The organism is Shewanella sp. S1-49-MNA-CIBAN-0167 (genome assembly GCF_040310145.1).
In the GTDB taxonomy this organism is placed as follows: Bacteria; Pseudomonadota; Gammaproteobacteria; order Enterobacterales; family Shewanellaceae; genus Shewanella; species Shewanella psychromarinicola.
The window spans coordinates 21597-41491 of record NZ_JBEOPO010000011.1; the positions used below are offsets into that span (position 1 = coordinate 21597).

The window sequence follows — 19895 nt, forward strand, 5'->3', positions numbered from 1 at the left end:
ATCTAAATGACTTAATCTTATTCAAACAGTTGCATCATTTTAAAATATAAAATAATAATTGAGGCATGTATGATCAGTATAAGAGAAAAAGTAGCCTACGGACTTGGGGACACCGCCAGTAACATTGTATTCCAAACGGTAATGCTATTTTTAACCTTTTTCTACACCGATATTTTCGGTATTTCACCTGCATTTGTTGGCACCATGTTTTTAGCCGTTCGCTTAATTGATGCCATTACCGATCCATTAATGGGTGCATTAACTGACCGAACCCATACTCGTTGGGGAAAATTTAGACCCTACCTATTATGGTTTGCCCTGCCCTTTGGAATAATCAGCGTACTTGCCTTTACCACCCCAGATTTGTCTGAAGATGGCAAAATGATTTATGCCTTCGTGACCTACACGGCATTAATGATGGTTTATACCGCCATTAACATTCCTTACTGTGCCTTAGGCGGGGTATTGACTGCCGACCCTAAAGAACGGGTATCAGTGCAATCATATCGTTTTGTGTTTGCGATGCTGGGCGGATTATTGGTGTCTGGCCTAACCTTGCCATTGGTGGAGTTTTTAGGTAAAGGCGATCAAGCAAAAGGCTACCAACTGACCATAGCTGCCATGAGTATTTTGGGGGTAGCGATGTTTTTGGTCTGCTTTTGGGGCACCAAAGAACGCCTACATCCGCCCGTTGATCAGCAATCAAGCTTTAAAAAAGACTTTACTGACATGCTCCAGAATGACCAATGGCGTGTGTTAGCCATAGCGGCAGTATGCTTATTATCAGGAATGGTATTGCGCACCAGTTTAGCGATTTACTACGTTAAATATTTCTTAAATATGCCAGATTCCATCACACTGTTTATTACCCTTGGAATGGTCGGTAACATTTTTGGCTGCATTTTGGCTGAGCCGTTAGCGAAGCGTTTTTGTAAAGTAAAAGCCTACATCACCTTGCAGCTGATCGCGGCAGCAATGTGTGTCATCAGCTACTTTGTTGCAAGTGACCAAGTGGTGTTAGCTTTTGCGATGTTTATTGTGTGGGGGTTTACCTTCAACATGGCTACCCCGTTACTCTGGGCCAAAATGGCTGATGTAGTCGATTACGGTCAATATAAAAACGGCGTGCGTATTACTGGGATGATTTATTCATCGGTGATTTTCTTTATCAAACTTGGGGTCGCTATTGGTGGCGCTGCCGCGGGTTGGTTACTGGCTGGTTATGGTTATCAGGCTGATGTTATCCAAACAGAGCATACCCAACAAGGGATATTATTATCATTCACCATTTACCCTGCTATTGGTTCATTACTGGTGGCTTTTGTCATGCGTTGGTACACCTTAGATAATCAAAAAGTGGACCAAATTCACTTAGAATTAAATAGAGAAGCGAAATAAAAGCATGTTAGTCTTGGAACCATGTGATCCAAGGTGGCTGGATACCAATCGTATTAAATATTTGCTCATTAGCGGAAACTCAAAGCGCTGTCAGCAAGGAGAACGATTGACGTCATACTCGCGCTCTGGCGAAAGCGTTCAGCGCAGCATAAAGCACGCTAAAACCCGCCCTACGGGAGGCACTTAAGTATTCCATTTCTGTGTTGCATTGATGTAAAACGGCATAACCATTTTTATATCAATGTGCCTTGAATTTAAATGCTTGAGCGGCTCTGATCTGACTAAATATTTAATTTGATTGGTATAAATACAATAATATGGCAACAATTTACGATGTATCCGTGATGGCAGGTGTGTCTCTGGCGACAGTGTCCAGAGTGATGAACGACAACACCAAAGTCAGTGATAAAACGAAGCAAAAAGTACTCGATGCAATGGCGGCGCTGGGCTATCGCCCAAACACTATTGCCCAATCATTAGCCTCAAACTGTTCCAATAGTGTCGGAGTGTTAGTGTCACAACTTGATGGCCCTTATTATGGCCCAATGATGACAGAAATCGAAACAGCCCTTCGCACTGCCAATAAACATGTCATTATTGCCGCCGGTCACAGTGATGAAAAACAAGAAAAAGAAGCGGTTGAGTTTTTATTAAGTCGCGGCTGTGATGCGTTGATTTTAGACATTGAAGCCGTATCTGATGAGTACCTGATTAAGCTAAGCAAAGCATCAACGCCAGTGGTCTTTATTAACCGCTATATTGAATCAATTAAAGAGCGTTGTGTTTATTTAGAAAATGAACTTGGTGGTTATATGGCGACTCAATATATCCTGTCGCTTGGGCATAAAGATGTCGCCTATATTTCTGGGCCATTATACAAACTCGATGCCAGAGATCGTCTTAAAGGGCATAAACGAGCCCTGCAAGAATACCAAGTACCATTCGACCCAGAATTGTGCTTTGAAGGTAACTTCCGCGAATTTGGCGGTAGTGATGCAATGGAATATTTACTGTCACGCAATAAACCCATCACTGCGGTGGTATGTGCTAGCGATCAAATGGCCTCTGGGGCAATATCGGTGTGTTTAGAGCGAGGTTTGCGCGTACCGGACGATATTTCATTTATCGGCTACGATAATATTCCATTTCCACAATACATCTCACCTAAGCTATCGACCGTTAATAACCCAATCCATGAAATGGGTAAAATGGCTGCTCGTTGGGTATTACAGCAAGTGTATAACGATAAAGACGTCACGGTTGAGAGCTCGTTTCAACCTGAGTTATTTATCCGTGATTCGGCTAAAGCGATTTCAACAAACCACGATAATTAACTTTCATTTTCAAGAGCTGTCGACAATATGCGCTGCTATCAAGGGTTGTAATGCCCTTAATGTCAATGTTGCTGATACCTTTTCAAGTTGATCCGCCATCTTACCAATCGTATTTACTATCTGCTCATGTAGCGACTCAAGCGTTCTTCTTTTGCGTTGCATTAATGCGCCATAAATTGAAAAACTTGAGCCACTCTAAGCTATTCTGATAATGAAACAGATTGATATCATAAGCTCAATCTGTTTCAAGCATGATTAACCACCACCCCTGTGCCAGCATCCCTTCGATAGAATGTAGTTTACAAAATGTGCTGCTGATCTTGTGATTTATCAGATAACTTATTACTAATTTCATTCACAAATCGCTTAACAAAAGAAAGCGCTTACATTTTTGCGTGCGTATTTTAATAAAAATTAAACTGTTTACAAACAACAATTAAAAATAATATTAATAAAAAACCTTACACAGAAGTTAACGAAATGTAATAATTAAAACTTGTTTTTGTTGACGGCGGTCACGTTTTGCACTAGTTTTATGTAAGCGCTTACATTAGCAGTTTTATAACACAACTATTTATAAATAATGATTACCGCGTGGATAGAGAATTAAAAAAACGACTTGCGCCTAACCCGCAATATTGAGAGAAGTAGATTCTAGTCAATGGGGATTTCCTAGATGAAAACAACAACATTTACCAAAACCAAGCTTGCTACCAGTTTATCGCTAGTGCTTGGTGTTAGCAGTATGCTACCGGCCTATGCTGCTGATGAAGCCAGTGAAGAAAACATAGAAGTGTTACAGGTCACAGGTATTCGTGGCAGTTTAATTAAATCAATGGATGTCAAACGTTCTTCAAATGGAGTCGTAGACTCTATTTCTGCAGAAGATATTGGTAAGTTTCCTGACACCAACTTAGCTGAATCGTTACAGCGTATCACTGGGGTGTCGATTGATCGTGAAAACGGTGAAGGCAGTAAAGTCACGGTGCGTGGTTTTGGCCCTGACTATAATTTGATCACCCTCAATGGTCGTCAAATGCCTGTTACCACTGGCTCGCGTTCATTTGACTTTGCTAACATTGCATCAGAAAGTATCAGCGGTGTTGAAGTTTATAAAACCAGCTTAGCGTCAAACTCAACCGGTGGTATTGGTTCAACTATCAATATTTTAACCCACAAGCCATTTAGTTCGCCGGGGTTAAAAGCCTCATTTGGTGTAAAAGCGGTTGATGATCAATCAACAGATAATGGCTCAGTTACTCCTGAGTTATCAGGTTTATACTCAAACACGTTTGCTGATGATAAATTTGGTATTTCGCTATCGGCCAGTTATCAAGAACGTGAAAGTGGTAACCAGCAAGCGCAAGTCGGTACAGGCTGGCGCAGCTTTCCCGGTACGACAGACAACAGTGAATGGGGCGGCGTTGCAAAAGACGACACCCAAGTTAATCGCCCTGGTGATGACGACATTTACTCAGTACCACAAACCACCATTTATCGTTTTGAAGAACAGCAACGTACTCGAACTAATGGCCAGTTAGTCTTACAGTACAGCCCCATTGATACCATCGTCGCGAGTTTAGATTACACCTACATGCGTAACGATATCGACACCCAATCTAACGACGTATCAGCTTGGTTTAACTTTGTACCATCTGAAAACGTGTGGAGTGATGGCCCGATTGCATCACCACTCATTTATTCTGAAACTTATGACGCACCTGCTGACTTATCAATGGCAGCAGGCGATTATGGCGTACGTAACGAAAGTGGATCATTAGGTTTTAACATTGAGTGGCAAGCGACAGATAGCTTAAAACTGACATTCGATGCGCACAACTCAACGGCTGAAAATAAACCTAATAATCTTTACGGTTCAAGTAACAGCTTAAGTACCGCAGCTTTTGTGCGTACGAGTGCAGCTACTGACTTTAGTGGTGATTTACCTATCCTGGCAGTTGGTGGTGGTAATGCCGTCACCCCTGCAGATATGCTTCTTACCGGTTCTGTGTTCACTAACGAGCGTAATAAGTCTGAAATTGATCAATATCAGTTTGACGGTGAATATATCTTTGACGACGTGGGTAGCATTGACTTTGGTATTGAGTTGACCAATGTCAATAATCACTCTAAATCCGTTAACGTGCAACGTAACGATTGGGGGGGCGTGGGATCGGCGGGTGACTTTGAAGACGCTTGGTTCCCAGCAGATACGATTCAAGACAAATTTGATGCCACAGGCGGTGATTTCTCGCTTACTGATGGTAACTTCGATATTTTAAATACCATTTTCATGTGGGACTTTCATTCTGTTCGTGACTTCGCGGCAGCAAATTATGCCTCTTCGGTAAGTGGTGACTGTGGAAATGGCTTCTGTCCATCAACTAATTATGCGGCTGAAACTGACCGTTTTACGGAAGAAGAATCACAAGCCGTTTACCTACAGTACAACTACGATAACGAAATTGCCGGCATGCCGTATGACGTGCATTTTGGCTTACGTTATGAGCAAACTGACGTTACCTCAACAGCTGCAGTAGCGGGCTATGATGGCGCAGATTGGATTGCCGAAACTGAAATTGCATTAACACCTACTGGTGAGCAAGTATTTGAAACTAAATCAGGTGATTACGACTACATTCTGCCAAGTTTCAACTTCAATATTGAAGTGGTAGAAGATGTGATGCTACGTGCGGCTTACAGCGAAACGATTGGTCGCCCTAATTACACTGACATTCAAGGTGGTACTGTATTAGCCACGCTCGCTAACCGTACTAATGGTGGTGCTTCAGCGGGTAATCCAACATTACTGCCGTTAGAGTCGCAAAATATCGACTTCTCAGCAGAGTGGTATTACGCCCCATCAAGCTATGTGTCTGTGGGTTATTTCCGCAAAGATACTGAAAACTTCATCAGCAATGGCATCGTTAAAAGCACTAACGGCATTTATAACCCTGCATCAGGTGATTTATATAAAGCAGCAGTAGCAGCAACGGGTACAACCGAAGCAGGCGAAGTTCGTGACTATATTTTCAATAACTTTGCTGATAATGCCGCCGTAGATGTTGCCAATCAAACCATCAGTGGCAGTGCGGCTAATAATGATGAATTATTAAGCTTTAACGTCGACACCCCATCCAACAGCTCACGTAAGTCAGTGATTGATGGTTGGGAATTAGCAGTACAGCACTTCTTTGGTGAAACTGGTTTTGGTGTAATTGCTAACTATACCTTGGTTGATAGTGACGAGGCATACAACAATTACTCATTAGCAGATCAATCTGCAATCATCGGCATCAGTGATACCGCTAACGCCGTACTAGTGTACGAAAACTATGGTTTCCAAGCACGTGTGGCGTACAACTGGCGTGACGAGTTCTTAAACTCGCGTAGTCAAGATACGGGGGCTAACCCTAAGTACACTGAAGCCTACTCACAAATCGATTTGTCTGTTAGCTACGACATCGAATCTGTAGAAGGCTTAACCGTGTTCTTCGAGGGACTTAACATTACTGAAGAGTACACCCGTGTTCACGGACGTGCTGGCGAGCAAGTGTTAAACCTAACCGAAACCGGCGCACGTTATAGCTTAGGCGCTCGTTATACTTTCTAAGCCCATAACGTTAGTAACATTGAGCTTAGTGATATTGCGCTAAGTCGTATTTAGCTAAGGGACATTTAGCTAAAGAGCATCGCGCTAAAAGACATTCCGCCTAATACCCTTGGCGTTAGGCGGAAAATGTTAAAACGTTTTATTTTTAGGTCATTGAGGTGCACAGACTTTGTCACCTCTTTTTATTGCAACACCTTAAGTAACAAGGACGTTACTATTTTTATTTCAGCCTAAGCTCTCAACAAGCTTTTGAGCAGAGATTGAAAAACCAATACTTGAAAGTGGTTACATTTTATTGAATTCTACTTATGATATGACTTGAACATCATAAAATCTGCAACACAAATAACGATAATAATAACAACAATATTAATAACGATAGTGCCAAAGGCGTAGGTAGAGATTATGCAAAACGCAATCACCGAAATAGTCATTGTTGGAGGCGGTACAGCCGGTTGGATAACCGCTGGATTACTGGCTGCTGAGCATAATGTTGATAATGGTGTCCTAGCCCACTCGCCCAAGCTCAACATTACCTTAATAGAATCTCCCGACGTCGCCACAATCGGTGTTGGTGAAGGCACTTGGCCTTCGATGCGTTCAACCTTGAGTAAAATTGGCATCGATGAAAACGAGTTTATTCGTCGTTGCGACGCCAGCTTTAAACAAGGTTCACGATTTATTCATTGGCGCCGTGATCCTGCTAGCCATAACGCCCAAGTAGGTAATCCAGCTCAATCAGACAGTTACTTGCATCCCTTTAGCTTACCCCACGGCCATCAAGAGCTCGACTTATGTCCATTTTGGTTGTCCCATGCAGACCAAGTCAGCTTTGCCGAAGCCGTCAGTAGTCAAGAGGTTCTAACTCAACTGGGGTTAGCGCCAAAATCCATTTCATCGGCGCAGTATCATTTTCAAAATAATTATGGCTACCATCTTAATGCCGGAAAATTCAGCCAACTGTTGACCGAACATTGCACCCAAAAACTTGGGATAAGCCATATTCGCGATCATGTCAGTCATATTGTTAACCATGATAATGGTGATATCGCCAAACTGGTCACCCTAGAAAATGGCGAGATTAGTGGTCAATTATTTATCGACTGCAGTGGCACTAAGTCACTGTTGTTGGGTGAGCATTTACACGTGCCGTTTTTATGCCAAAAAGCGGTATTATTTAATGACACCGCCCTTGCGGTACAAGTACCTTATTCAGGAGATGGCAGTCCTATAGCGTCTTGTACTCATTCAACCGCGCAACAAAACGGTTGGATTTGGGACATAGGCCTACCTACACGCAAAGGCGTGGGGTATGTGTATTCATCAAGCCATACCAATGACGCTGACGCCGAGAGAACACTGTTTACCTATTTGGGGGACGCAGCCACTATCGATAAACTTCAACCGCGTAAATTATCCTTCAATCCCGGTTATCGAGCCAAGTGTTGGCAAAACAATTGTATTGCCATTGGCATGGCAGCAGGGTTTATTGAACCATTAGAAGCCTCAGCATTGGCGTTAATTGAATGGACAGCCTCAACCTTAGCGCAGCAATTACCCCCCAACCGTCAAGTGATGGATACCATCGCAGCAAGGGTGAACGATCGCTACCAATTACACTGGCAACAAATCATCGACTTTTTGAAACTGCATTATGTAATAAGCCAACGTGAAGTTGATGGCTATTGGCGCGACCATCGCGATAACCAATCGATACCCGACAGTTTACAAGCCAAACTTGAATTATGGCGCTACCAAGTACCAAGCCAGTATGATATTAGTTATAAAGAAGCTTTATTTCCGGCCGCCAGTTTTCAATATGTCTTGTATGGCATGGGTTTTCAAACTCAGTTACCCACTCATGTTAAACCGTCAATGCAACAACTGGCACAGCAACTTTTTAACGACAACCAGCAACGCACTCAAGCATTAAGTAAAAGCTTACCCAGCAATCGCGCTTTACTGGAAAAAGTGGCCCAATACGGGTTTCCTAAACTGTAATACACTTTAGCTGAGCAAGCTGGGCTGCTAGTATTAAAGCGGTTAGCATTGAAAACCACTAGAACTATAGATCACCTACAATAATCATAACAACACAATGTATTTGAACGAATAAGATAGGACATCAATATGAGCCAACATGTATTACTTAACAGTATCGATCATAAAGATCTAAAGGTTATCACCAACCGCTCTGCCGCATTAGGCGACAACCTTTGGTACAGCGTGACCTTTCCACAAGAATTTCGCAGCGTTCAAGCTCATTATCCTATTTTTTTCCATAAGGACGCGGCAACTGGCCAGTTTTACTCTGTGGCATTGTTTGGTTTTCAGCAGGATGAGAATCTGTTTTTATCTGACGCTGGTTGGAATGCATCGTATATCCCCCTTGGCGTTCGCCGCCAGCCGTTTTTGATTGGCCAACAAACCGTACAAGAAGATGGCATTGAACGTCAGCAACGCGTTATTCACCTCGATGTAGAGCACCCAAGAGTTGGCCGAACCGAAGGTGAAGCGTTGTTTTTACCCTATGGCGGTAACACACCACTATTAGATGAAATGGGTGAAATGCTTGAAGCTATTCACCACGGGATCATCGACAGTAATCGCTTTATCGATATCTTAATTCAACATGAGTTGCTCGAATCTTTCACCTTAGACATCGAATTAGATAATGGCCAAAAACATCAAATGATTGGCTTTTATACCATTAATGAAAATACCCTAGCCGGATTATCAGCTGAAACACTGGGCACATTACACCAGCAAGGTTACTTGCAAGCCATTTACATGACATTAGCTTCACACAGTAAAGTTCGCGAGCTTCTTAACCTTAAAAACGCCCAAGGTTAATTGATTATGGTGATGCCCAACGCTGATCCAACTCGATCTGAGCCAGCGCTACCGGATCTTAAACAAACTGACTCGATACAAACTGTCGACAGCGTTAGCGATTGGACCTTAGATAACGTACTGGCTCATATTGAACATGCAGATACACCTATGGTGTTTAAAGGCTTATGCCGTCACTGGCCTTTAGTGCAAGCAGGTCTTGAGTCTGCTGATAAAGCGATGGATTATCTGCGTCAATTTTATCAGGGATCAGCCGTTACCGCGTATTATTTACCCCAAGATCAACATGGGCGAGTGTTTTATAATCAGCAAGTTAATGGCTTTAATTACCAAGCGGGCCGCCTTGATTTCAACCAATTATTAAGTCGCATACAACAAGAGAATGCGAGTAAAGCACCTGCTGGAATTTACATGGGCTCAACTGACATTCACCAATGTTTGCCTGGGCTTGGTGAACAAAACAGTTTAGATTTATCGCCCACACAAGCATTAACCAGTATTTGGCTTGGCAACCAAACCAAAGTTGCCGCGCATTTTGACTTCCCCCTCAACCTGGCTTGTAACGCTGTCGGAAAACGCACCTTTACCTTATTTCCGCCCGAGCAAATCAGTAATTTATATGTTGGGCCAATGGAGTTCGCCCCTGGCGGACAAGACATCAGCATGGTCGATTTTGCCGCCCCTGACTTTGCGCGTTTCCCAAAATTTAAGCAGGCACTTGCGGCATCCTTTACCGCTGAACTGAGTCCTGGTGATGTGCTGTTTATCCCCAGTATGTGGTGGCACCATGTCCGTGGCGTTGAAGATTTTAACGTACTCATTACCCATTGGTGGCGCGACACACCGGGCCATTTAGGGCGACCGAACAATGCCCTGCTCCACAGCATGTTAAGCCTGCGCTCATTACCGAAAGCACAACGCCAAGCATGGAAAGCACTGTTTGAGCATTACATTTTCGATCATGACGATGTTGATGACAGCCACATTCCAGACAATGCTAAAGGCATGTTAACCAAGCCATTAGATGAACTAAACGCCCGTAAATTACGCGCAGACTTAATTAACAAATTAAAACGATAATGCTAAATGCAAGAGACTAAGACATTAAACAGGATGCCCAAGATGAATAAATCAGTTAAAAAAGTGGTCATAGCCGGTGGTGGTACAGCAGGTTGGATGGCCGCGGCCGCCTTTAGCAAACTATTGGGCAAAAACCTTGATATTGTCTTAGTCGAATCCGATGAAATTGGCACTGTCGGTGTGGGCGAAGCCACCATTCCCACTCTGCACGTGTTTCATCGCTTACTGGGATTAAAAGAGCAAGATGTGATGGCCGCCACCAACGCCACCTTTAAACTCGGGATTCAATTTGAAAACTGGCATGACGTCAATAAAGACTATTTGCACTCATTTGGTTTTTTAGGCAAAGACTGCTGGGCCTGTGGTTTTCAACACTTTTGGCTTAAAGGTCAACAAAAAAACATCGTCAGCGAGATTGGTGACTATTGCACTGAACATTTAGCCGCTCGTGAGGGCCGTTTTGCGGTGCTACCAAACCAAGATTACAACCATGCCTACCATATGGATGCGAGCCTTTACGCTAAGTTTCTGCGAAAATTTGCAGAGCATCATGGCATGACCCGTATTGAAGGCAAAATTGCCGATGTGTTGCAGCATGAAGACAGCGGTAATATTCGCGCATTACAACTTGAAAATGGCGAGCTCATCGAAGGTGATTTATTTATCGATTGCACCGGTTTTAAAGCCTTATTAATCGAGCAAACCTTAAATACTGGCTTTGAAGATTGGAGCCATTGGCTCCCGTGCGACAGTGCGATTGCAGTCCAAACAGAGGCGGTGCAAAAACCGATCCCTTACACACGTTCCATTGCCCGAGAGTCTGGCTGGCAGTGGCGCATTCCGTTGCAAACTCGTACCGGTAATGGCTTAGTATTTTGCAGCAAATATATCTCTGACGCCGATGCCACCGAATTGTTACTCAACAATATTGAAGGTAAGCCTATCAATCAACCTCGGGTGATTAAATTCAAAACCGGCACTCGTCGTCAGCATTGGAATAAAAACTGTATTGCAGTTGGCTTATCAGCCGGATTTTTAGAGCCGTTAGAATCCACCAGCATTCATATGATCCAACGCAGCATAGTGCGCTTATTGCAGCTGTTTCCGTCTCATGGGGTTATTCAAGCTGACGTAGATGAATTTAACCAACAAACCAAGATTGAAATCGACAACATTCGCGACTTTATTATTCTGCACTATAAAGTGACCGACCGTGAAGACAGCCGTTTTTGGCGTTATTGCAAAAACATGCCGATCCCAGCCTCATTACAACATCGTATCGACATGTTTAGCCAGTCTGGTAAAGTCTACAAATACGGTAACGAACTCTTTGGTGAGAGCTCGTGGATCCAAGTGATGATGGGCCAAGGTTTACAGCCTAAAGAATATCATCCGATTGTCGACATGATGGAAGACGCGGAATTGGCTAGCTTTTTAAACAGCATCAAAGCCACGGTGAAACGTAAAGTCGATACCTTACCTGCCCATCATGACTTTGTGCAGCATTACTGTAAATCGACGGCGATGCAAGGCTAGAGCGGATGTCAGCATCTGAAGCCTCAAAGCCGATCGTTGAGGTCAATAATATTGCACCACAAGTGCATTTTATTGGCCAACAACAAACGCCGGTGATAGTGATTGATAACTTTGCAGGAGACATCTCCAAGCTGGTTGATATTGCTATCAACGATAGCCAATTTAATCAAGATCAAGGCTCGTATTATCCAGGGCAACGCACATCGTTGCCAAGGCAATATGTCATCGACGTTATCAATGCGGTGTTTCAGTTGATTTATGATGTTTATCACATTCCAACTCAGTTACGTTTAAAGCCGCAACAGTGCGTCTATTCACTCATCGATACACAGCCACAAACCCTAGCACCGCTGCAATGCTTGCCCCATTTTGACACCCCAAGCCCGCATTACTTCGCCATTTTACATTATCTTAATGATGGCCCACATGGCGACACGGGGTTTTTTAAGCATAATTTGACCGATTATGAGCGGATCACCGCGGAAAACATCGACCATTATTTTACCAAAGCGCAACCTTTTCTAGATGCTAAAACACAAACAACACCCAGTTACTTTGTTGCCAGCGATGAGCATTACCGCTTGTATCATCAAATAGAATATCGCCCTAATCGCTTAGTTATTTACCCCGGCAATTTGCTTCATTCAACCTTGGTTAATCCACTCACCGACATAGATGCTAACCCCAGTTCAGGGCGACTCACCGCCAATATTTTTATTCAGTTTGCATAACCTCAGCGCAGAATAATATTTGGAATAATGTCCTGTTATCAAACAGTTATTTATCCCGCTGGCGGCGTAGTATTGACTTGCTGTGACTCATTTTATGGTGTTTTGTGGAGCGGTTAACGCATCATCTCGCAAAATAATTTCATTTAAATGAGCGTGATATAAATCGCCATCACCATTTTGGACGTTGAAAGCTGGATGTTGAAAGCTAAATATTGAAAGCCGGATTTTGGACGCTGGAACATAAAGTGGCAAACGGCGCGGTTACATTGTTGGCTGAGCGGCGGGATCGACTCAAGTTGATTTTTGACTCTGAGTTGCATTTGCGAAGGCGATAATGGCTAACTCTGGGCAAAGGCGATTAATGCGAGTTAACCGTTAGCGCCAACAGGACTAAATATACCCAGCGCCATTTTTATTGTTAGTGAGCGTTTTTATTATGTCGAAGTTAAACGGCACTCAATATTGCGAAGATTTACCACTGAATTTTATTTGCCATTGATTTAGGGGTTGCTCGTGCCATTAGGGATTAGCGCCAATAAATGTCATCAATAACTGACTAAGCTGATGTGCTTCAGTTAGGTTTTTCGACTCAGTCAGTATATGTATGACACATTCAGCAGTACATAATCCGCCTTCAATTTGATTGCGTCTTAACGGATATATCGACTTGGACGTGCCCACCAAGGACACTTTAGCGAGTGCTTTTAAATAAGGGCTTTGATTAAACATCTTGCGCGCTTCTTGCCATGTTGCATCAATGATGACTAAATACTCATATGACGGTTGATGTAACGGCTGATCCAAATGCTGATTTACTCGCGAAGGCACCTCTACATTAGCCAATGTGTCATCACTTGGAAACACCAAGCCCACGTTACCTGCTTCAATCGCACTCAATAATGCAGCATCTGGCTGTTTACGATGCCACTCAACCACACGAACACGTTCGCCCAGCACTTTTGTTACCAACTGCCCAGTATTATTGGCTCGCAACACTTCTCGAGGATGGGTCAACAAAATGATATTCACAACAATACTTAATCCACACAATGATCTAAGCCAGAAATGTAACACACTCATGCAAAAACGATAACGATAACGATACCCAAACGACCTCGAAAGGCAGTATTGAGCATGTCGACAGGATAGATCCCTAGGAATAGAGCGCCTATAGCGGCTAGAGCGACCTTCGGTTTGCTAGGTTCTAGTGACAGCTTCGCTGCTAAGATTTTATAGCCTCTAGCCGCGCAGCGTCCTAGCATCTAGGCCTTTTGCTTCGCTTTTAGCCTATATCTTAACGTTAGATGTATACCGTCAGCACAAGGTTCCATTGTGACCTTAGCTTTAGTACCTTAAAAGCAACAATTTAGGATATAATCCCATCCCTTAACCCAAGTTGAAGTGAGTTAATGATATTCCAGCAAGTTATCGGGCTATTTTTCACCATGCTCATTTTAGCGATGGTCCCCGGTCCGGCGGTTTTTGCGGTGGTGTCGCGCTCATTCTCAAATGGGTTTACACATGGGGCTGCGATGACCTTTGGGGTGCTGCTCGGAGATTTTCTGTATATCCTGTTAGCACTGTTTGGTTTATCGGCGATTGCTCACGCTATGGGGCCAGCGTTCGAGCTGATAAAATACGCCAGTGCGCTGTATTTATGCTGGCTTGGGGTCAGCATGTTGCGCACTACAGCAAACGGCGTGCAATTAGCCGCCGCGCCGAAAGTCAATCTGGCCAAAAATTTATTAACCGGTATTATAATCGCCTTAGGCAACCCTAAAGCATTGATATTTTATGTCAGTTTTTTCCCTGCTTTTGTGCCGATGAACCAAGTAGACTTTACCGATGTCATTATCATACTAACCATTGCAGCCCTCTCTTTTGGTTCAGTTAATCTCACTTATGCTTATTTGGCATCAAGTGCAAAACAGGTATTTACCTCCCCTAAGGCGGCAACGATAATGAATCGTACTGCAGGCAGTATTATGTTGATTGCTGGCATATTGATAGCCATAAATATATAGGATGTTGCAATGACCGCGCTACGCTTTGCCCCATTGACGTTAATCAATGGATTAACCTTAAAAAACCGTGTTGTGGTGCCACCAATGGCATCGCAAACCGCAGACAATAATGGCTTGGCCACCGAGCAAACCCTAACTCATTATCAAAACCTAGCCCAATCGGGTGCTGGGCTGGTGATGGTTGAATACAGCCACGTCAATCTTGCTGGTCGCAGTGAATCGAATCAATTAGGCGCTCATGATGATGCCTGCATTGCGGGACTTAGCATCATCGCTAGCGCGTTACACCATGCAGGCGCGACAACAGGTCTACAAATTACCCATTGTGGCGGTAAAGACAGTGCAGGAATTAGCTCAGATGTGATGGGCCCTTCAGGCATTACAGTGCCAGCCTATGACCGCGTATTGCCGACACCAAGAGCAATGACACTCGATGACATAGCACAATGGCAGCAAGACTTTGTGAGTGCCGCTATTCGTGCCGATAAAGCGGGTTTTGATTTAGTCGAAATTCATTGTGCCCATGGCTACGGCATTAATCAGTGGTTATCGCCATTGACCAATCAACGTGATGATCAATATGGTGGTAGCCTTGAAAACCGAACTCGAATTTTGCTAGAAATTGTCCGCGCAATAAAACAAGCCACGCCAAGATTGGCTGTGATGACGCGGATCCCTGGTCAAGATGGCTATCCAGGTGGATTATCCCATACGGATATGGGTCAAGTCGCTCAGTGGTTAGTGGGTGCTGGGGTTGAAATTTTGAATGTATCATCGGGAATTGGTGGTTGGAATCGGCCTAAAGATAAACGTGGCGAAGGTTTTTTAGTTGACGATGCCGCGCCGCTTAAAGGCAAAACCTCAGCTGCCGTCATTGGCGTAGGCGGTATTGAAACGGTTGATTATATTGAGACCATACTCGCCACAAAACAAGTTGATCTTGTTGCCGTTGGTCGCGCTATTTTGGCCGGACCCGGTGAATTTGCCGCGCGGGTGATGGTGACCGAATTAGCCTTGAGTTAACGCGAAAGACGATTAATCTTTAATGAGATCAGCATCGACATTACTGCCGGCGACACTGTCGGCATTAATTTTAATAATCCCCTTAAAAATCAGCGGGTAGCGTCTTACTCGCAGCGCAATATTATCATCACTCATCACTTGGCGATACAAGAGTTCGATGTCGTTATCGTCTTCAAACACCAACAATAAACGATCAATTGCCGTGTGCAGACCTTTTTTCAGATATGGCTGTGCTTGAAACTGAGCAATATTGTACCTAACAATGGCTATCTTTTCAGGGTGACGCCGAAGCTCGGCAAACACTTGCTCAAAATACGTCATATGCTGAGCAGGTGTTGTGTGATTTGAGCGCCGTTGTCTTGGCGCTGATGAGCCTCGCTTAAAGTATACTGGCGGCAATAGCGTTACCTCATCAAGCCTTAAACTTATACAATTAGCATAGACTCAATAGCAGCAAACTAGCTTAATAGAGCCATTAAATCGTCGGCATTACCTTGCCATGGACCTTGAGTGCCATCGGATAAAATACTGTCAGCTAAACCTTGTTTGTGCTGCTGCATTTCCTGGATTTTTTCTTCCACTGTGCCTTGGGCAATCAGTTTATAAACAAACACCGGATTTACCTGACCAATACGATGAGCGCGATCGGTGGCTTGTCTTTCAGCAGCGGGGTTCCACCAAGGATCGAAGTGGATCACGGTATCGGCAGCGGTTAAATTCAACCCGGTTCCGCCGGCTTTTAAACTGATTAAAAACACCGTGTTATCACCCTCTTGAAACGCATCAATTTGGGTTTGGCGATCACGAGTTTGGCCGGTCAATTTGCTATAACTAATGGACAATCGTTTTAACTCATCTTCAATGAGCGCTAACATGCCGGTAAATTGACTGAAGATAAGAATTTTACGACCCTCTTCAATCATTTCTGGTAGGGTTTGTATTAACCACGTCATTTTAGCGTTATCTTTGACTTGTTGCGCTTGTTCAAGTTTAACTAAACGGGGATCGCAGCAGGCCTGACGTAACTTCAGCAAAGCATCTAAAAACTCAATATGACTGCTTGATACGCCTTTTTTGGCAAACAACTCACGCAGCTTTTTCTCCATCACTAAGCGGATAGACTCGTACAAATTACGTTGGTCTTTTTCCAGTTCCAAGGTTTGAATTATCACGGTTTTTTCGGGTAATTCTGATACCACTTCTTTTTTTGTACGGCGCAGCATAAACGGCGCAATACGTTTACTCAGAAGCACTGATTTCTCAACATCGGCTTGCTTTTCAATCGGGCCACGGAACTGTTTATTAAAGTAGGTGTGCTGCCCTAATAAGCCTGGCAGACAAAAATCCATCAATGACTTCAATTCGCCTAAATGGTTTTCAAGCGGCGTGCCTGACAAACATAAACGGAAGCGGCCTCTAAGGGTTTTAATGACTTGGCTGACTTTGGCTTGAGCATTTTTAATCTGTTGTGCTTCGTCCAAAATAATATGGTCGAACACATATTCACTGTAAATGGATTCATCACGCAGCATTAATGGATACGTAGTTACCACCACATCAAACTCGCTAATGTGATCTAATAATGGCTGGCGTTTGTTACCGTGGATCACCACCACATTCAACGACGGAGCAAATTTATTGGCTTCTTTTAACCAGTTGCCGACTAAGCTAGTGGGACAAACAATTAAACTGGTGCGATGCTCGGTGGCCTCTTGCTTAGCTTTAAGTAAAAAAGCCAAAGCTTGAACCGTTTTGCCTAAGCCCATGTCATCGGCCAAAATACCACCTAATTGATATTCTTTAAGAAAACACAACCAATCATAACCCTGCTTTTGATAATCACGTAACGTCGCATTTAAGCCATCGGGTAACGCAATCGGGATCACCCCTTTAAACTCTGCCAGTTTAGTGGCTAAATTGCGCACTCGCTCGCCATTAAGTAACCGTACATCGCTGGCCGATAAATCATTCAAAATATGGGCACGGTTACGTGGTATCGCGATAACATCGCCAGAATTACGATGAAATAGTTCTTGGATAATGCTGATCAGTGGCTTAATGGTTTTGGCTTTAATTTTAATAAATCCGCCATTCGGGCCGGGTAAAATTAATTCATCATCATCGGCTGGCTCACCATTTTGTTGCAACCAACGAGCCACTAAGGCCAATAACGGCACACTTTGACCATCGATATCGGCGCTGAGTGATAATGAAAACCACCCTGACTCATCATCGTCGACTAAGTCGACATCTAACTGCGCATCGGTGATTTGTAAGTCAAAGTCATCATCAAACTGAATCTCCATGCCTAATGCACTTAATGCATCAAAACCATCACTGGTTAACTCAGACCATTCGAAGATTGACTCAGGTAGTAAGCCAACACTGACATAATAGGGTTGCTGTGAACTGGCCAGCACAGGATCAGGTTCAAGGGTAATCAAGCCGATATCAGTTAATGACTGCAGCGCGGTTAACTCTTGATCTACATGCCGATGCACTTGATATTGCACCTGATTTTTTTTAACTAGACTAATACGTTCAGGTTTAGTTGAGGCATTAAAGATTATGTCACCGTAACAATGATCAACCCGAATAACCGGTTGCATAATCTGACTACTGCTAAAAAACTCACGAGTAAAGGTTAAGCGAGTATTCAGAGGTTCAGTAATCTCACAAAAATCAATTTCACTTGGCACTGGTACCGTTTTAGGTGAAAAGTGCTGTAGCATTTTATGGCTAATGGCATCCACTTGAGCAAGAGGAACTGGCGGCATATGTTGCAGCAAACTCAACTTTTTAATCGGTAAATCAGTGTCTATTTTGCCTAAGCGCAGATAGTCTAATTCAACATACAATGGTGGCTCGGTAGCAATAAATTCCCAGTTATCCAACCCAGGCATGCGCATTTGCATTTGGGTGTGTTTTTTATCAAGTTCGCACCAAATAAACTCTGGCGTAATGGATTTAGCCCACGTCAATGGAGTACGATTTTCTTCCCAAAAACACACTTCGGCAGCGAGCATTTTCGTGACCGCTAAAAATGAAATTTCGCCTTCGATGTAAATTTTAGAACCATGGTTATTTGACGACAACAACAAGCTAATAATTTGTTTATCTTCAGGATCAATCCACCACGGAATACTATAACGGATATCGGTCAGAGCCAGCTTACCGCCTTTATTATATTGACCTTTTTTATTTAATTTACTGCGTTTAAATTCAACAAAAATACCGTGAGGATCACTGGACAGCACATAGATAATGCGGTCTTTGTCTTCTTGATCGTCATCATCAAACTCAGCAACTGTTTTTTGCTCGTCAAGTTGGCGCAGCCATTGGTTAATACGTTGCTCTTCAACCGGTTTTTTATCAACCAGTGCCAGCATCGCCGCGGCAACATGTTTACAGTTGGTTCTGACAGGACAAGTACAATGAGATCGCATCACAATCTTGTGATTAACATTCACAAGGGTAATTTCTTGCCGATACGGTTCTGCAGCAGATCCTTCAACATAAGCTTCAATGTCATGGTTATCACTGCTAGCAGTCACTTCGAGCACTCGGCCTTGGATCAAATAGTTTTGAGCTTTTTGAATTTGCGTGGCCGAAAACAGTTTCGCAATCATCTCTAATGAAAGCTTAATGGGGAGATTAAACAGTTTCGCCGACATCAATATACCTAATAAAACCGCAGCAAAATAAACCGTGGCTGCTGATAAAAAAGTTAACTTGTCATTCTATGGGAGAAAGCGCGCAATATCTAGGGTTTGCTGAACTATTGAACATAAATCTTGCTCAAATTGATTATATTATTGCAATTGCGCAGCTAAGGCTTCGCCAAAGCACAACAAAGGTTGAAAAGTGCTTTTGATACGAGATTAAACAGAAAAAAGTTTACCCTTATCAGATGAGTGTCATCCATAGGTGACTATGGTCATCACTATCATTAATAGAAAAGGCGAGAGTACAAACAAAATTTTTGAGCGAGATAATTGTTGTCTTAACTGCTCCAAAGCGGGATCTTGCAGCAACAACACGTTACCGGAATGAAAAGACTCCATCAGCTGAATTTGAGTGTCCTTGTGCACTGGGTCCATTTTGCTGCTCATTTGATCACAATGTGCATACTCTTCAGGATAGTGATGTTGAATATATTGGCAAATATTTTGGGTAATAACATTCAATTTATATACAAAAAAACTCATTATTATCAATGATAAAATAACCCAAGTAATCACAATCATTATGACGCCTCTGTTTGTACATCGTAATACGTTCAACAATCTCATTGGATCAATCA

The 19895-nt window shown here is 43.2% G+C and carries 15 protein-coding genes; 10 read left to right on the plus strand and 5 right to left on the minus strand.

Translation table 11 applies throughout. The features are described 5' to 3' along the window. The first annotated feature begins 69 nt into the window (after window positions 1–69). Both AAEZ00_RS06950 and AAEZ00_RS06955 read left to right on the plus strand, forming a co-directional pair. Entirely contained in the window at window positions 70–1398 is a 1329-nt protein-coding gene (locus AAEZ00_RS06950) for a glycoside-pentoside-hexuronide (GPH):cation symporter (RefSeq protein WP_351077092.1), read from the plus strand. 317 nt (window positions 1399–1715) lie between these two features. Then, window positions 1716–2732, plus strand: coding sequence for a LacI family DNA-binding transcriptional regulator (locus AAEZ00_RS06955; protein WP_124011861.1), 1017 nt, complete (start codon window positions 1716–1718; stop codon window positions 2730–2732). Between the two features lie 9 nt (window positions 2733–2741). Here AAEZ00_RS06955 and AAEZ00_RS06960 read toward each other — a convergent pair whose 3' ends face one another. Continuing rightward, entirely contained in the window at window positions 2742–2894 is a 153-nt protein-coding gene (locus tag AAEZ00_RS06960) for a hypothetical protein (protein WP_164839503.1), read from the minus strand. 514 nt (window positions 2895–3408) lie between these two features. On the opposite strand from AAEZ00_RS06960, the gene AAEZ00_RS06965 reads away from it, so the two are divergent. The 6 genes from AAEZ00_RS06965 to AAEZ00_RS06990 all read left to right on the plus strand — a co-directional run bounded on the left by AAEZ00_RS06965 (window position 3409) and on the right by AAEZ00_RS06990 (window position 12545). After that, the gene (locus tag AAEZ00_RS06965) at window positions 3409–6345 is read left to right on the plus strand and encodes a TonB-dependent receptor (RefSeq protein WP_124011862.1); all 2937 of its coding nucleotides are present in this window, start codon (window positions 3409–3411) and stop codon (window positions 6343–6345) included. 405 nt (window positions 6346–6750) lie between these two features. Next, window positions 6751–8346: a tryptophan halogenase family protein gene (locus AAEZ00_RS06970; RefSeq protein WP_124011863.1), complete on the plus strand. Its 1596-nt coding sequence runs from the start codon at window positions 6751–6753 to the stop codon at window positions 8344–8346. 129 nt (window positions 8347–8475) lie between these two features. Further along, entirely contained in the window at window positions 8476–9198 is a 723-nt protein-coding gene (locus AAEZ00_RS06975; RefSeq protein WP_351077098.1) for a SapC family protein, read from the plus strand. A 6-nt stretch (window positions 9199–9204) separates the two neighbouring features. After that, window positions 9205–10278, plus strand: a complete 1074-nt coding sequence (locus AAEZ00_RS06980; protein WP_233768551.1) for a cupin-like domain-containing protein — start codon at window positions 9205–9207, stop codon at window positions 10276–10278. Window positions 10279–10320: 42 nt separating this feature from the next. Next, on the plus strand, window positions 10321–11814 hold the full coding sequence (locus tag AAEZ00_RS06985; protein ID WP_124011865.1) for a tryptophan halogenase family protein: 1494 nt from the start codon (window positions 10321–10323) through the stop codon (window positions 11812–11814). 5 nt (window positions 11815–11819) lie between these two features. Beyond that, window positions 11820–12545: a DUF6445 family protein gene (locus AAEZ00_RS06990; RefSeq protein ID WP_124011866.1), complete on the plus strand. Its 726-nt coding sequence runs from the start codon at window positions 11820–11822 to the stop codon at window positions 12543–12545. Between the two features lie 519 nt (window positions 12546–13064). Here AAEZ00_RS06990 and AAEZ00_RS06995 read toward each other — a convergent pair. After that, window positions 13065–13574, minus strand: coding sequence for a tRNA-uridine aminocarboxypropyltransferase (locus AAEZ00_RS06995; protein ID WP_351088479.1), 510 nt, complete (start codon window positions 13572–13574; stop codon window positions 13065–13067). Between the two features lie 380 nt (window positions 13575–13954). Between AAEZ00_RS06995 and AAEZ00_RS07000 the strand changes: the two genes are divergently transcribed. Together AAEZ00_RS07000 and AAEZ00_RS07005 are read left to right on the plus strand one after the other, a co-directional pair. Then, a complete protein-coding gene (locus tag AAEZ00_RS07000) occupies window positions 13955–14569 on the plus strand; it encodes a LysE family translocator (protein ID WP_351077104.1) in 615 nt (204 codons plus the stop codon). Between the two features lie 9 nt (window positions 14570–14578). Next, a complete protein-coding gene (locus AAEZ00_RS07005; RefSeq protein WP_124011869.1) occupies window positions 14579–15592 on the plus strand; it encodes an oxidoreductase in 1014 nt (337 codons plus the stop codon). A 12-nt stretch (window positions 15593–15604) separates the two neighbouring features. Here AAEZ00_RS07005 and AAEZ00_RS07010 read toward each other — a convergent pair whose 3' ends face one another. The 3 genes from AAEZ00_RS07010 to AAEZ00_RS07020 form a co-directional block, all read right to left on the minus strand. Next, window positions 15605–15991: a hypothetical protein gene (locus AAEZ00_RS07010; RefSeq protein ID WP_351077107.1), complete on the minus strand. Its 387-nt coding sequence runs from the start codon at window positions 15989–15991 to the stop codon at window positions 15605–15607. A 59-nt stretch (window positions 15992–16050) separates the two neighbouring features. Continuing rightward, a complete protein-coding gene (locus tag AAEZ00_RS07015; RefSeq protein WP_124011871.1) occupies window positions 16051–19266 on the minus strand; it encodes a DEAD/DEAH box helicase in 3216 nt (1071 codons plus the stop codon). A 243-nt stretch (window positions 19267–19509) separates the two neighbouring features. After that, entirely contained in the window at window positions 19510–19800 is a 291-nt protein-coding gene (locus tag AAEZ00_RS07020; RefSeq protein ID WP_124011872.1) for a hypothetical protein, read from the minus strand. Between the last annotated feature and the right edge of the window lie 95 nt (window positions 19801–19895).